Origin of the sequence: Corynebacterium sp. MSK012, assembly GCF_030232435.1 — a bacterium.
GTDB lineage: Bacteria > Actinomycetota > Actinomycetes > Mycobacteriales > Mycobacteriaceae > Corynebacterium > Corynebacterium jeikeium_D.
On the sequence record NZ_JASPJU010000011.1, the window covers coordinates 1 to 14,990 of the forward strand.

General features: G+C 59.1%; 10 protein-coding genes. All 10 read left to right on the forward strand.

Annotated elements, in window-relative coordinates:
* Positions 1-477 precede the first annotated feature (477 nt).
* The 10 genes from secE (at position 478) to QP977_RS08505 (ending at position 14,972) form a co-directional block, all read left to right on the forward strand.
* Entirely contained in the window at positions 478-786 is a 309-nt protein-coding gene (secE, locus tag QP977_RS08460; protein WP_016422041.1) for a preprotein translocase subunit SecE, read from the forward strand.
* A 191-nt stretch (positions 787-977) separates the two neighbouring features.
* Positions 978-1,865 carry a transcription termination/antitermination protein NusG gene (gene nusG, locus QP977_RS08465; RefSeq protein ID WP_070606773.1) on the forward strand — a complete coding sequence of 296 codons (888 nt, stop codon included), beginning with the start codon at positions 978-980 and terminating at the stop codon, positions 1,863-1,865.
* 338 nt (positions 1,866-2,203) lie between these two features.
* Positions 2,204-2,641, forward strand: a complete 438-nt coding sequence (gene rplK / locus QP977_RS08470; protein ID WP_016422043.1) for a 50S ribosomal protein L11 — start codon at positions 2,204-2,206, stop codon at positions 2,639-2,641.
* 102 nt (positions 2,642-2,743) lie between these two features.
* Positions 2,744-3,448, forward strand: a complete 705-nt coding sequence (rplA, locus tag QP977_RS08475) for a 50S ribosomal protein L1 (RefSeq protein WP_016422044.1) — start codon at positions 2,744-2,746, stop codon at positions 3,446-3,448.
* Positions 3,449-3,702: 254 nt separating this feature from the next.
* On the forward strand, positions 3,703-4,335 hold the full coding sequence (locus QP977_RS08480) for a hypothetical protein (RefSeq protein ID WP_069359387.1): 633 nt from the start codon (positions 3,703-3,705) through the stop codon (positions 4,333-4,335).
* Positions 4,336-4,722: 387 nt separating this feature from the next.
* Positions 4,723-5,235, forward strand: a complete 513-nt coding sequence (gene rplJ / locus QP977_RS08485; RefSeq protein WP_016422046.1) for a 50S ribosomal protein L10 — start codon at positions 4,723-4,725, stop codon at positions 5,233-5,235.
* Positions 5,236-5,359: 124 nt separating this feature from the next.
* Positions 5,360-5,743, forward strand: a complete 384-nt coding sequence (gene rplL / locus QP977_RS08490) for a 50S ribosomal protein L7/L12 (protein WP_016422047.1) — start codon at positions 5,360-5,362, stop codon at positions 5,741-5,743.
* A 243-nt stretch (positions 5,744-5,986) separates the two neighbouring features.
* Positions 5,987-6,931 carry a cell envelope lipid trafficking protein PgfA gene (gene pgfA / locus QP977_RS08495; RefSeq protein ID WP_246824196.1) on the forward strand — a complete coding sequence of 315 codons (945 nt, stop codon included), beginning with the start codon at positions 5,987-5,989 and terminating at the stop codon, positions 6,929-6,931.
* A 432-nt stretch (positions 6,932-7,363) separates the two neighbouring features.
* Positions 7,364-10,852 (forward strand): DNA-directed RNA polymerase subunit beta, encoded by a 3,489-nt coding sequence (gene rpoB, locus QP977_RS08500; protein WP_070429877.1) that lies wholly within the window; start codon positions 7,364-7,366, stop codon positions 10,850-10,852.
* A gap of 148 nt (positions 10,853-11,000) precedes the next feature.
* The gene (locus tag QP977_RS08505) at positions 11,001-14,972 is read left to right on the forward strand and encodes a DNA-directed RNA polymerase subunit beta' (protein WP_049170042.1); all 3,972 of its coding nucleotides are present in this window, start codon (positions 11,001-11,003) and stop codon (positions 14,970-14,972) included.
* Positions 14,973-14,990 lie beyond the last annotated feature (18 nt).

Here is a 14,990-nt window from a genome sequence, read left to right on the forward strand (position 1 = left end):
AGCTATTCTTTGGTGATTTGTGGTGTGTGGTCTGGGGTTATGGTGGCATGCGGACACACTTTTCTTTACTTAACCCTTATGTTCGGTGGCGGTGGGGCAATGCGAGTTACTGACTGCGTTTATGACAAAAACAACTCGAAAAATGGCTTGAAAGTGTCATAAACCCATACAGTTTCACATTTGCAGCCCCAAGTTCGCATCCCCGAGCGAGCGGCCGAAGCGAGCAGCCCGAGCGAGCAGCCCGTAGCTCTTTGGGGTTGTCAGAATCGAATCTCGAAGCCTGCGGTTCCCACGAAGGGCATTTCTTCGATAGTGTGGATAATCGGCTAGAATTTACGCACTGAACCAGACTTGCTCTGCACAGTGGGGGCTTGGCTCCGGAGAACATCCCTGGGGTTTGCCCTTGAAGAATTCACGTTTGAGTTTCACTGTGCAGTATCTTTAGGTCTCATATGCACGAAGTAGCGAAGGAGCATCGTGTCTGAGGAAAACCAGACTTTCCAGGCGGCGGCTCGCCCGTCCGGTAAGCGCCAGGCGACGGGCGCGCAGACCACCGTGGCGAAGAAGCCTGCGCGTGAGAAGGAGACCAACGAGCTTTCGACTCGTAATCCTTTGGTTTTCATCAAGCAGGTTGTTGACGAGCTGCGCAAGGTGATTTGGCCGACCGGCCGCCAGATGGTCACCTACAGCATCATCGTGATTCTGTTCCTGATTGCCATGATCGCTCTCGTGTGGGGTGTGGACACGCTGGCCGGTCTGGGTGTCCGATCGGTGTTGGGCAAGTAATCGGTTATACTGTTTCGCAGTGATGCTTTTCATCCCGCCTCCGAGTTCCGGACGGCGGGATTATTCGTTAGCGCAGCTGGTGTCTGGCTGTGCGAAGTGATTGCGGATGGCATATTGGCTCTTAAGACTCTTTAGGCGAAGATGCCAATGTCGCGAACCGTTGATGTAGATACAAGAGGGGTTAGCACGACATGAATGATGGTCAGAATATTTTCTCCGACGCCCAGTCCGCGGATGCTGCCGCAACTGAGCAGGATGCGCAGGGCGCACCGGCTCAGGTAGAAGCTCCGGCCGAGGGTGCAGCCGACGCAGCCGCAGCCGACGCAGCCGCAGCCGACGCAGCCGCAGCTGACACTGCTGCAGCAGAAGCAGCGCCGGCAGAGGAGACTGCCGCTGACGCTGAGGCACAGGCAGCTGCTGACGCAGATGCCGAGTACCGTAAGCGCCTGCGCGAGTTCCAGCGTGAGCTCAAGCGTCGTCCGGGCGACTGGTACATCATCCAGTGCTACTCCGGCTACGAGAACAAGGTGAAGACCAACCTGGAAATGCGCGCCCAGACCATGGGTGTCGATGAGCAGATCCACGAGGTCATCGTTCCGGTTGAGGAAGTCGAAGAGCGCAAGGACGACGGCAAGAAGAAGATCGTTAAGCGCAAGCTGCTGCCGGGCTACGTTCTGGTTCGTATGAGCCTGGATGACCCGTCCTGGTCCGTCGTCCGCGACACCCCGGGTGTTACTTCCTTCGTCGGTAGCGAGGGCCAGCCGTCCAAGGTCAAGATTCGCGAGGTCGCTAAGTTCCTCATGCCGAAGGAGACCATCACCGCGGACGCCGCTGAAGAAGCTGCAAATGCCGACGGTGAGCTGGCTGTCGCAGCGGCGCCGCAGGCGGAGAAGAAGGCCGTCGCCATCGACTATGAGGTCGGCGAGTCCGTCACCATCCTGTCCGGTCCGTTCGCATCTGTGGCTGCGACCATCTCCGAGATCGACCCGGACACCGGCCGCATGAAGGCTCTGGTTTCCATCTTCGGCCGTGAGACCCCGGTCGAGCTGGGCATCGATGAGGTCGAGAAGCTGAACTAGGCCCGACCTCAAGCCAGGCGCAGAGCCAAGCGGAGAGCACCGCCAAGCCAAGCGCCGAGCAAGGCACCAGCTAGCTCGCTCGCGCAACCAATCCGGTAACGGATTTTGATGCACGCCATACGCTGCGGTAACGTAGCCAGGCGTGCATTTTTGTGCCTTGAGCACAGATGCGCCAAGTAATTCGTATCCCCGGTGGCTGGCACCAACTCAATGACCAGCGCCAGTGGCCATGATGGTCGAGGGCGCAAGGGTCGTCGTAAAGCGTCGGCATCCGGACGGGGTGAGTCGCCTTTTCATCGGGGCGGCGTGCCCCGGTAACTAGGAAGTAGGTTAATCCGATGGCTCCGAAGAAGAAGCTTTCTGCGATTATTAAGCTGCAGATTCAGGCTGGTCAGGCTAACCCGGCTCCGCCGGTTGGTCCGGCACTGGGTGCCCATGGTGTCAACATCATGGAGTTCTGCAAGGCTTACAACGCAGCAACTGAGAACCAGCGTGGCAACGTTGTCCCGGTTGAAATCTCCGTCTACGAAGACCGCTCCTTCACCTTCGTTCTGAAGACCCCGCCGGCAGCTAAGCTGCTGCTGAAGGCCGCTGGCATTCAGAAGGGTTCGGGCGTTCCGCACACCAACAAGGTCGGTTCCGTGACCTGGGAGCAGTGCAAGGAAATCGCCGAGCTGAAGAAGCCGGACCTGAACGCTAACGACATCGAGATGGGTGCACGCATCATCGCCGGTACCGCTCGCTCCATGGGCATCACCGTCGAGGGCGCTAAGTAAAACCGTGAGCGTTTAGCTGCTCCTTCATCAAGTGGTAGGGCCAGCTTCGGCCCGCTACACACCACAATCCAACCATTTCACTTAATTGAGATTGGACTTTTCATGAGCAAGAACTCTAAGGCATACCGCGCCGCCGCCGAGAAGATCGACGCCGGCCGCATCTACTCTCCGCTCGAGGCCGCTAACCTGGCCAAGGAGACCTCCTCCAAGAACTACGACGCCACCATCGACGTCGCTATCCGCCTGGGCGTTGACCCGCGCAAGGCTGACCAGCTGGTTCGCGGCACTGTCTCCCTGCCGAACGGCACCGGTAAGACCGTCCGCGTTGTTGTTTTCGCTGCTGGCGAGAACGCCACCAAGGCTGAAGAGGCCGGCGCTGACTTCGTTGGCTCCGAGGAGCTGATCGAGAAGATTCAGGGCGGCTGGACCGACTTCGACGCTGCCATCGCAACTCCGGACCAGATGGCCAAGGTTGGTCGCGTGGCTCGCATCCTCGGCCCGCGTGGTCTGATGCCGAACCCGAAGACCGGCACCGTTACCCCGGATGTCGCTAAGGCTGTCACCGAGATCAAGGGCGGTAAGATTTCCTTCCGCGTTGACAAGGCTGCAAACCTGCAGGCTGTTATCGGTAAGGCATCCTTCGACGCTGAGAAGCTGGCCGAGAACTACGGTGCGCTTATCGACGAGCTGATGCGCCTCAAGCCGTCCGCTGCTAAGGGTAAGTACCTGAAGAAGATCACCGTCTCCGCCACCAACGGCCCGGGCATCCCGGTTGACACCAGCGTGATCAAGGACTACACCGCCTAAATCAGCATCAGCCGATAGGCGAGTGTGCTCTTCACGAGTCACTCGAGAGTGACTCTGAGCAAAGCTCTTTAAAACCGCCGCCGCGCGCACTTTCCCACAGTGTGTAAGGTGGCGGTTTTGCATTGGCATAAGGGGTATCGATAGCGCGGTGGGGGCTTGGGCGCGGTAGACGTCGTAAAGCGAATTGCTAATCCAAACAACTAATCCAGGCGAAATGGACTCACAGCCAAAGTTTGTTGCTTAAAATCGCGATTATGACGTTAATTTTGGAACCCGAAGAAGGGCTGGAGGCGCTCGGCGAGATTAATCGCCTGGCGCAGCTCGACGACGGTTCCGGAATTATTGAACCGCAGCTCATCTCGTATCTCGACTCGTTGGGCGACGACGCCTATGACATGCCCTGCCTGCGCATCGCAGGACAGACTCTGCTGGGCGAGGTACTGACGGGGCTAGGGGAGGACGAGCGCGTAGCTGAGGTCCTTCGCCGCAATATCCAGGACTCTGTGGTGCTTCCGGGGATGAGTGAGGAGGAAGCTCTACAAGCTCGGGCGGCGCAGGTCGTGGTCGTGCGGCTGTTGCGCATCATTGCGCGGATGGAGGCCGTCGAGCTGCGCAATGTCGTGGCGCAGCAGTGTTTGGCATCGCAGATCCCGCCGGTTGTGCGCGTGGCACTGACACTCACCGTGGATATTCTCGACGCCGCCAGATTGGACGCACATCCCGACGACATGGTGCGCGTGGTGCTCGACTACGCCGACCAAGTGCTCTGGCTTGCCGACGACGACCTGAATGCGTACTTTGCCGAGCTCGAGATGATTGTCCAGCAACGTGAGAAGGACCTGGAGTTCGGCCGCTTCGGAGAGCCAGGTGCGGCGCGGTTTGGATAGGCGATTTGGTTAGTTGCCAGGGTCTGGTATAAAGTTTCTTCACGAAGTTTGACCGGCTTCCAATCGGTACCAACATCGAGTTGGGAAGATGGAGGTTGGTACTCAAGTTTCACCGAAGACCGTCGGTCATTCGCTTTGAAAGAAGCGGATTGAAGGTTTCATTGTAGAAATACAGTGAGCGGCCCACGCAGGAGGACTTGGAAGCGCTTGCGCAGTTTGACTTCACCTGCTGACCTTGGGGTCGGTGGAGTTGAAGTGGAACATGCCAAAAGAATTATGCGCCCCATCCTTGTGCGAGGATTGGGGCGTTTGTTGTATTTGCGCAAAAGAATCCTTCACTTGGCCGAGCGGAAAATTGCAAAGACCAGGAAGGAGGCGAGAGTACACATGGCAGCAAATGCTGAGAAGATTGCAGCTGTTGCAGCGCTGAAGCAGGACGTTGAAGAGTCCAACGCTATCGTGCTGACTGAGTACCGCGGCCTGTCCGTTGCGGAAATCACGGAACTGCGTCGCGCCCTCGGTGCTGATGTTAAGTACTCCGTCGCCAAGAACACCATGATCAAGATCGCTGCCGACGAGGCAGGGATTGAGGGTCTTGATGAGCACCTGAACGGCCCGACTGCAGTCGCCTTCATCAAGGGCGAGGCTGTGGATGCGGCTAAGGCGATTAAGAAGTTCGCCGGTGACAACAAGAACCTCGTGATCAAGGGCGGCTACATGGACGGTGCTGCAATGGATGCAGCACAGTTCGAGGCTCTTGCGGATATGGATAACCGTGAGACCACGCTGGCAAAGCTGGCTGGTGCCTTCAACGGCGTTCTGGCGAACGTCGCTGGCCTGCTCGACGCTCCGACCTCCTCGGTTGCCCGCCTTGCTGCGGCACTCGAGGAAAAGAAGTAATCCCGAGCGGCTCGCGATCTACGCGAACTAAATCACGCGAAAAACTTTTCAATATCACTTTGACGGCTTCGACCCCAGGGATCTCTGAGGGGAGCGGCCGCACCACACTCATAGGAGAATATCCATGGCTAAGTACACCACTGAGGAACTGCTCGAGGCTTTCAAGGAAATGACCCTCGTTGAGCTCACCGAGTTCAAGAAGGCTTTCGAGGAAGAGTTCGACGTTACCGCTGCTGCTCCGGTTGCAGTTGCTGCTGCAGGCGCTGCTGGCGGCGAGGCTGCTGCTGAGGAGAAGGACGAGTTCGACGTCGTCCTCGAGGACGCTGGCGCTAAGAAGATCGGCGTTATTAAGGCTGTCCGCGAGATCGTCTCCGGCCTGGGCCTGAAGGAGGCTAAGGAGATGGTTGAGTCCGCTCCGAAGGCTATCCTGGAGGGTGCTTCCAAGGACGACGCTGAGGCTGCTAAGGCTAAGCTGGAAGAGGCTGGCGCAAAGGTTGCCCTCAAGTAATTCAATTACTTGCCTCGGCCCCGGTAGCGGCCTAAAGCTACCAATTCTGACCGCCAATTCTGGGCTTCGTGCCCGGGGTTGGCGGTTCTTTTTTTCTGGGGCCTTTGCTAACCCACCTGACCCGGGCAAAACCTCACTAATCTCACCCGTCACAGGGAGTTGAGGCAAAAACCAGCCCACTCATTGTCTTGATTACCCTTATTGGCCTGTAAAGTATCTAACATGCTCTCACGGCCGAGAATTTTGTCTATCCTTCTGTTGGGTCTAGGCACCGCACTGCTTGCTGCTGGCATTTTGCTGCCCAAAGTGCTCAATGTTGATCCCAAAATGCCACTTGACCTGCCGCCGGTGTCGTACACCCTGCGGGCGGAAGACGGCGTATCCACCAGGATTAACGAAGAGGGCAAGCGGGAAGAAGTGCACTCGCCGCTGCAGCGACAGCTTCACGGCGTGCTCATCGAACCCGCGGATGCGGACAAGGTTTCGCTCCGTGTCGGTGTGACTGAAATGCGTGAGCTTCCCCCTGAGGTTATCGGCACCGACCCGCTGACGGAGCTTATCGAGGCCAATATCTGGACAGTGACCATCGACCGACTCACCGGCGAGGCGCTGGCTCCTGCGACGCTTGTCGACCGCATGGCGGGCGTTCCACGGTCAGTGGCTTTCGAGGGGAACTGGGTGAAGCTCCCGGCCGACACGGAGGAAAAGGAATACCTGATCTTTGATGATCTCCTCCACGATTCCTTGCCGGCAAAGTTTGTCGGGGAAGAGGAGCGCGGTGGTAACCGTGTCCTGCATTTCCGTCAGGACATTGAGAAGACGAATCTCGCCCAGAAGTACCGTTCTTACGTCTCTCAGCTAACCCAGGATGACAAGTCCGGATTCCTCCAGTACCAGGGCACCCGTGATTTGTGGGTTGAGCCCAAGTCTGGCTCGGTCATCGATATGGCCGAGGACATCCACCTTTGGTGGGAGACCCGCGACGGCGAGCCGATCATGGACTACCTGCGCTTCAACGGCAAGATGGACGAAGGCCTTTCCAATCAGCTTCTCTTTGGCGCAATACAGAATTTCCAGCGCCCAGCTCTAGAGCCGTGGTCAATCGGCCTCATTGCGTCCGGTTCAATTCTGGTGTTTATCGCAATCGTGGGCATCGTGCGTCCTTCGACCCGTCGTAAAGCAGAGTAACGCTTTACGACGGCCATAGCGCCCAGGCCTCATCGTTATATCGGTAACGGGTGAATGCGACACGCCCGATTTGTCAAGTTGTACTAGACAACTGCCAGTTTTTGATATAGGCTAAATCGTTGCGCTGGGATTAGTGTATCTGTCGCCAGCTCTTTTATAGTTTGCGCTCGGAGCGCGGGGCTATTATGTAGCACCGTTTTTCGTGCATCTAGCTGTTAAAGGAGTTGCTGCGGCGCCGCCGTTAGGGCTCGGGGCTCGCCTTTAAAGGCTGGTCTTGGAGGCCAAGTGGCGGGGGAATCACTTTCGCGTGTGACCAAAGGTTAGACGCAAAGTATCCCGGTGCGCAACAGAAATAATTCCTGCAACTTGAATCGCGTATAAACCAAGCGGGCGGAGCGCACCACCGGTTGCCGGTGTGCTCCACCGCGTGAGGTGCTGGAAGGACGCATCTTGGCAGTCTCCCGCCAGACCAAGGCAGTAACCGGTATTCCCGGAGCTTCGAAGAGGTACTCGTTTGCAAAGATTCAGGAGCCGATTGCGGTTCCTGGTCTGCTCGACCTGCAGCGTGAGTCTTTCGCATGGCTCATTGGCACGCCTGAGTGGCGTGCTCGTCGCCAGGAGGAGCTCGGAGAAGACGCTCGGGTTACCAGCGGTCTCGAAGATATTCTAGAAGAGCTCTCTCCGATCGAGGACTACTCCCAGAAGATGTCCCTGACGCTGTCGGACCCATGGTTCGACTCCGTTAAGAACACCGTGGATGAGTCCAAGGATAAGGACATCAACTACTCGGCTCCCCTCTACGTCACCGCGGAGTTCACCAACCGCGAGACCGGTGAGATCAAGAGCCAGACTGTCTTCATCGGTGACTTCCCGATGATGACGGACAAGGGTACGTTCATCGTCAACGGAACTGAGCGTGTCGTTGTTTCTCAGCTGGTGCGCTCTCCGGGCGTCTACTTCGATGAGACCATCGACAAGTCCACCGAGCGCCCGCTGCACTCGGTGAAGATTATTCCGTCGCGCGGTGCGTGGCTGGAGTTCGACGTCGACAAGCGGGACACCGTCGGCGTTCGTATTGACCGTAAGCGTCGCCAGCCGGTCACGGTTCTGCTGAAGGCTTTCGGCTGGACCACCGAGGAGATCAAGGAGCGCTTCGGCTTCTCTGAGATCATGATGGCCACCCTGGAGAAGGACGGTGTTGCAAACACCGACGAGGCTCTGCTGGAGATTTACCGCAAGCAGCGCCCGGGTGAGCCGCCGACGCGCGAGTCCGCGCTGGCTCTGCTGGAGAACAACTTCTTCAAGCCGAAGCGCTACGACCTGGCTAAGGTCGGTCGCTACAAGGTCAACCGCAAGCTGGGTCTGGGCGCTGATGCCTCCGGCGAGATGGTTCTGACCGAGCAGGATATTGCTACCACCATCGAATACCTTGTGCGCCTGCACGACGGCGAGAATGTTATGACCTCGCCGGAAGGTGTCGAAATCCCGGTTGAGACCGACGATATCGACCACTTCGGTAACCGTCGTCTGCGTACCGTAGGCGAGCTGATTCAGAACCAGGTCCGCGTGGGTCTGTCCCGCATGGAACGCGTGGTTCGTGAGCGCATGACCACTCAGGACGTGGAGTCGATCCAGCCGACCACCCTGATTAACGTGCGCCCGGTTTCCGCGGCTATCCGTGAGTTCTTCGGTACTTCCCAGCTGTCCCAGTTCATGGACCAGAACAACTCGCTGTCGGGTCTGACCCACAAGCGTCGTCTGTCCGCACTGGGCCCGGGTGGTCTGACCCGTGACCGTGCTGGCCTTGAGGTTCGAGACGTTCACCCGTCCCACTACGGTCGCATGTGTCCAATTGAGACCCCAGAGGGTCCGAACATTGGTCTGATTGGTTCGCTGTCCTGCTACGCACGCGTGAACCCGTTCGGTTTCATTGAGACTCCGTACCGTCGCGTCCGCGATGGTGTCATCACCGACGAGGTCGACTACCTCACCGCTGATGAGGAAGACCGCTACGTCGTCGCGCAGGCCAACACCCCGGTCGACGAGAACGGCCACTTCGTTCAGGAGACTCTGTCTGTTCGTAAGAAGGGTGGTGACGTCGAGTCCGTCCGCGCCGATGAGGTCGACTACCTCGATGTTTCCCCGCGTCAGATGGTCTCCGTGGCTACCGCCATGATTCCGTTCCTCGAGCACGACGACGCTAACCGTGCCCTGATGGGTGCGAACATGCAGCGCCAGGCTGTGCCGCTGCTGCGTTCGGAGGCTCCGTTCGTCGGTACTGGTATGGAGCAGCGTGCTGCTTACGACGCCGGCGATGTCATTGTCGCTTCGGCCACCGGTGTGGTCGAGACCGTGTCGGCAGACTTCATCACCATCATGGATGATGAGGGCCAGCGCCACACCTACCTGCTGCGCAAGTTCGAACGCACCAACCAGGGCACCTGCTACAACCAGAAGCCACTGGTTGACGAAGGCCAGCGTGTTGAGGCCGGCCAGGTCATCGCTGACGGTCCGGGTACCGACAACGGTGAGATGGCACTTGGTAAGAATCTGCTCGTGGCATTCATGCCGTGGGAAGGCCACAACTACGAGGACGCCATCATCCTGAACCAGCGCATGGTTGAGGAGGACATCCTGACCTCGATTCACATCGAGGAGCACGAGATTGATGCCCGTGACACCAAGCTGGGTCCGGAGGAAATCACCCGTGACATCCCGAACGCGTCCGAGGAGATGCTGAAGGATCTGGATGACCGCGGTATCGTCCGCATCGGTGCTGACGTTCGCGACGGTGACATCCTGGTCGCTAAGACCACGCCGAAGGGCGAGACTGAGCTGACTCCGGAGGAGCGCCTGCTGCGCGCTATCTTCGGCGAGAAGTCCCGCGAGGTCCGTGACACCTCCATGCGTGTCCCGCACGGTGAGTCCGGCAAGGTCATCGGCGTCCGCGTCTTCTCCCGTGAAGACGATGACGACCTGGCACCGGGTGTCAACGAGATGGTCCGCGTCTACGTTGCGCAGAAGCGCAAGATCCAGGACGGCGACAAGATGGCAGGTCGCCACGGTAACAAGGGTGTTATTGGCAAGATCCTGCCGCAGGAGGACATGCCGTTCCTGCCGGACGGCACCCCGGTCGACATCATTCTGAACACCCACGGTGTTCCGCGTCGTATGAACATCGGCCAGGTCCTCGAGGTTCACCTCGGCTGGCTGGCGAAGGCCGGCTGGAGCATTGAGGGCGACCCGGATTGGGCTAAGCGTCTTCCGGCAGACCTGCACGACGTTCCGTCCGACTCCCTGGTCGCAACCCCAGTGTTCGACGGTGCTGAGAACGAGGAGCTCGCTGGTCTGCTCGCGTCGTCCCGCCCGAACCGTGACGGCGAGGTGCTGGTCAACGCTGACGGTAAGGCCACGCTGTTCGACGGCCGCTCTGGCGAGAAGTTCCCGTTCCCGGTTTCGGTGGGCTACATGTACATGCTGAAGCTGCACCACCTGGTCGACGAGAAGATTCACGCTCGTTCCACCGGTCCGTACTCCATGATTACCCAGCAGCCGCTGGGTGGTAAGGCCCAGTTCGGTGGTCAGCGCTTCGGTGAGATGGAGGTGTGGGCAATGCAGGCATACGGCGCTGCCTACACCCTGCAGGAGCTGCTCACCATCAAGTCCGATGACGTGGTTGGCCGCGTCAAGGTCTACGAGGCAATCGTGAAGGGCGACAACATTCCGGATCCGGGTATTCCGGAGTCGTTCAAGGTGCTTCTGAAGGAACTGCAGTCGCTCTGCCTGAACGTTGAGGTCCTTTCGGCCGACGGCGTTCCGGTTGAGTTGGGCTCCTCCGACGATGAGGAACTCGACCACGCGACCGCTTCCCTCGGCATTAACCTGTCCCGCGACGAGCGTTCTGACGCTGACTCCGCATAGTTTCTCGCTTAACGACGAAGCATTGCGTGAGTATCAGGGTCGGGAAGCCCTAACTCGCGAATAACCCAACACAGACGACAACGTACAAAAACCTCCGCAGAGAATTTGGTTTCCGCATTACTTCGATGCGGAGGGAAAGGGAAAACAGGTGCTCGACGTCAACAACTTTGACGAGCTCCGGATTGGGCTCGCTACCGCCGACGACATCCGCCGCTGGTCTCGCGGTGAGGTCAAGAAGCCCGAGACGATTAACTACCGTACGCTGAAGCCGGAAAAGGATGGCCTTTTCTGTGAGCGTATCTTCGGCCCGACCCGTGACTGGGAGTGTGCTTGTGGTAAGTACAAGCGCGTTCGCTTCAAGGGCATCATCTGTGAACGCTGTGGCGTTGAGGTGACCAAGTCGAAGGTTCGCCGTGAGCGCATGGGCCACATTGAGCTGGCCGCTCCGGTCACTCACATCTGGTACTTCAAGGGTGTGCCGTCTCGCCTCGGCTACCTGCTCGATTTGGCTCCGAAGGATCTGGAAAAGATCATCTACTTCGCTGCCAACATCATCACTTCTGTGGATGAAGAGGCTCGCCACAACGACCAGGAAACCCTCGAAGCAGACATGCTCGTGGACAAGAAGCTGGTTGAGGACGACCGCGACCAGGAGCTGGCCGAGCGTGCCCAGACCCTGGAAGAGGATCTGGCTGAGCTCGAGGCAGCCGGTGCCAAGGCTGACGCCCGTAAGAAGGTTCAGTCTGCAGCCGAGCGCGAGATGCGCCACATCCGTGAGCGCGCCCAGCGCGAGCTGGATCGTCTCGACGAGATCTGGAACACCTTCATCAAGCTCGAGCCGAAGCAGATGATTATCGACGAGGGTATTTACACCGAGCTCGTCGACCGCTACGAGGATTACTTCACCGGTGGTATGGGGGCTGAGGCTATTCAGACCCTGATCCGTAACTTCGACTTGGCCAAGGAGGCCGAGGAGCTGCGCGAGATTATTCGCGACGGCAAGGGTCAGAAGAAGATGCGCGCCCTCAAGCGCCTGAAGGTTGTCACTGCATTCCTGCAGTCCGGCAACGACCCGGCCGCTATGGTGCTTGACTGCATCCCGGTGATTCCGCCGGAGCTGCGCCCGATGGTGCAGCTCGACGGTGGCCGCTTTGCGACCTCGGACTTGAACGACCTCTACCGTCGTGTCATCAACCGCAACAACCGCCTGAAGCGCATGATCGACCTCGGCGCTCCGGAGATCATCGTCAACAACGAGAAGCGCATGCTTCAGGAATCCGTTGACGCACTGTTCGACAACGGGCGTCGCGGCCGCCCGGTCACTGGTCCGGGTAACCGCCCGCTGAAGTCCCTGAGCGACCTGCTCAAGGGTAAGCAGGGTCGTTTCCGTCAGAACCTGCTGGGTAAGCGTGTTGACTACTCCGGCCGTTCGGTTATTATCGTCGGCCCGCAGCTGAAGCTGCACCAGTGTGGTCTGCCGAAGCTGATGGCACTTGAGCTGTTCAAGCCGTTCGTGATGAAGGAGCTCGTGGCCAAGAGCTACGCGCAGAACATCAAGAGCGCGAAGCGCATGGTTGAGCGTCAGCGCCCAGAGGTGTGGGACGTCCTCGAAGATGTCATTACCGGGCACCCGGTTCTGCTGAACCGTGCACCTACGCTGCACCGCCTGGGTATTCAGGCGTTCGAGCCGGTCCTGGTTGAGGGTAAGGCAATTCAGCTGCACCCACTGGCTTGTGAGGCTTTCAACGCCGACTTCGACGGTGACCAGATGGCAGTCCACCTGCCGCTGTCCGCTGAAGCACAGGCCGAGGCTCGTGTCCTGATGCTGTCCTCGAACAACATTCTGTCGCCGGCTTCCGGTAAGCCGCTGGCTATGCCGCGTCTGGACATGGTCACTGGCCTGTACTTCCTGACGCTGGAGAAGCCAGAGCTGCCGGGTGGCCACCAGGATGCCACCGAGGACGCACCGGAGCAGGGTATTTACACCAGCCCGGCCGAGGCCATCATGGCTTACGACCGCGGTGCAATTGGCCTGCAGAGCCCGATTAAGGTTCGCATCAGCCACCTGCGTCCGCCGGCTGAGATTGAATCCGAGCAGTTCCCAGACGGTTGGAACAAGGGCGATACTTGGCTGGCTTCGACCACGCTGGGCCGCGTTATGTTCAACGACCTGCTGCCGTGGAACTACCCATACGTCGAAGGCGTTATGGCTAAGAAGCCGCAGGCTGCGATCATCAACGACTTGGCTGCCAAGTACCCGATGATCACGGTCGCTCAGACCGTCGACAAGCTCAAGGATGCTGGTTTCTACTGGGCTACCCGTTCTGGTGTCACCATTGCTATGTCTGACGTGCTGGTTCTCCCGAACAAGCGGGAGATCCTGAACGGCTACGAAGAGAAGGCCGCCACGGTGGAGAAGAAGTTCCGCCGCGGTAAGCTCTCGGCTGCTGAGCGTCACGAGTCGCTGGTTAACCTGTGGAAGGCCGCGACGGCTGAGGTCGGTGAAAAGGTCGAGGCTCTGTACCCTGATGACAACCCGATTCCGATGATCGTGAAGTCGGGTGCTGCCGGTAACATGGGCCAGATTCACTCGCTGGCCGGCATGAAGGGCATGGTTACGAACCCGCGTGGTGAATACATCACCCGTCCGATTAAGACCTCCTTCCGCGAAGGCCTGTCGGTTCTCGAGTACTTCAACAACTCGCACGGTTCCCGTAAGGGTCTGGCCGATACCGCGCTTCGTACCGCTGACTCGGGTTACCTGACCCGTCGTCTGGTCGACGTTGCGCAGGACGTCATCGTTCGCGAAGAGGACTGTGGCACTCACGATGGTGTCATTGTCGAGATCGGCGAGGATGTTCTGGACACAACCGGCAACCCGACCGGCGAGATCCGTCGTGCGAAGTATGTCGAGACCGCCGCGATTGCTCGTGTGCTGGCAGCCGATGTCACCGACGCTGAGGGCAATGTCCTTATCGCGGCTGACACCGACCTGAACGACGACCACATCACCCTGGCTCTCAGCCACGGTGTCAAGGAAGTCAAGGTCCGCTCGGTTCTGACCTGTTCCACCGCAACCGGTGTCTGTGCCAAGTGCTACGGTCGCTCGATGGCAACCGGCAAGCTGGTCGACATCGGAGAGGCTGTCGGTATTGTTGCTGCGCAGTCCATTGGTGAGCCGGGTACCCAGCTGACCATGCGTACGTTCCACCAGGGTGGTGTCGGTGGCGACATTACCGGTGGTCTGCCGCGTGTCCAGGAGCTGTTTGAGGCCCGCGTGCCGAAGAACAAGGCTCCGCTGGTCCGCGAAAACGGTCGCGTGCGCCTGGAGGAGGACGAGCACTTCTACACGCTCACCCTCATCCCGGATGCCAACAGCGAGGACGAGGTCGTATACGACAAGCTGTCCAAGCGTCAGGGCCTGGCTGAAATCACTGTCGATGGCCGTCGTCGCGCCATCCGCGATGGTGACCACGTGGTCAAGGGGCAGCAGCTGCTCAAGGGCGCTGCCGATCCGCACGAGGTCCTCGAGGTTCTGGGCCGCCGAGGCGTCCAGCGCCACCTCATCGAGGAAGTCCAGTCGGTCTACCGTGATCAGGGTGTGGCCATTCACGACAAGCACATCGAGGTTATCGTCAGCCAGATGCTGCGCCGCGTGATTGTGTCTAAGCCAGGTGACTCCGAACTGCTGCCAGGTGCACTGGTCGAGCGCTCCACGGTCATGGCGAAGAACCGCGAGATTGTCGCCTCCGGTGGCAGCGTCATCGAAGGCCGTCGCGTGCTGATGGGTATTACCAAGGCATCGCTGGCCACCGAGTCCTGGCTGTCCGCCGCCTCCTTCCAGGAGACGACGCGCGTGCTTACCGACGCCGCTATCAACAAGCGCTCGGATAAGCTCATCGGCCTGAAGGAGAACGTGATCATCGGTAAGCTGATCCCGGCTGGTACGGGTATCTCGCGCTACCGCAACATCACGGTTGAGCCGACTGAGGAAGCTGCCCGCCAGGCAGCCGCCCCGTTCGCTTCCTTCGGCGAGGGCTTCTACGGTGCCGAGGACACCTACGGCATCGATCAGGTCGGTTCCGCAGTTCCGCTGGATGACATCGGAACCTTCGAGTAAAAACCAATAGCTTTGCGG

Excerpts from the sequence above, each read along its gene's own strand:
- rplK (WP_016422043.1), top strand. The coding sequence starts at position 2,204 with ATGGCTCCGAAGAAGAAGCTTTCTGCGATTATTAAGCTGCAGATTCAG.
- rplJ (WP_016422046.1), top strand. The coding sequence starts at position 4,723 with ATGGCAGCAAATGCTGAGAAGATTGCAGCTGTTGCAGCGCTGAAGCAG.
- rplL (WP_016422047.1), top strand. The coding sequence starts at position 5,360 with ATGGCTAAGTACACCACTGAGGAACTGCTCGAGGCTTTCAAGGAAATG.
- nusG (WP_070606773.1), top strand. The coding sequence starts at position 978 with ATGAATGATGGTCAGAATATTTTCTCCGACGCCCAGTCCGCGGATGCT.
- rplA (WP_016422044.1), top strand. The coding sequence starts at position 2,744 with ATGAGCAAGAACTCTAAGGCATACCGCGCCGCCGCCGAGAAGATCGAC.
- QP977_RS08480 (WP_069359387.1), top strand. The coding sequence starts at position 3,703 with ATGACGTTAATTTTGGAACCCGAAGAAGGGCTGGAGGCGCTCGGCGAG.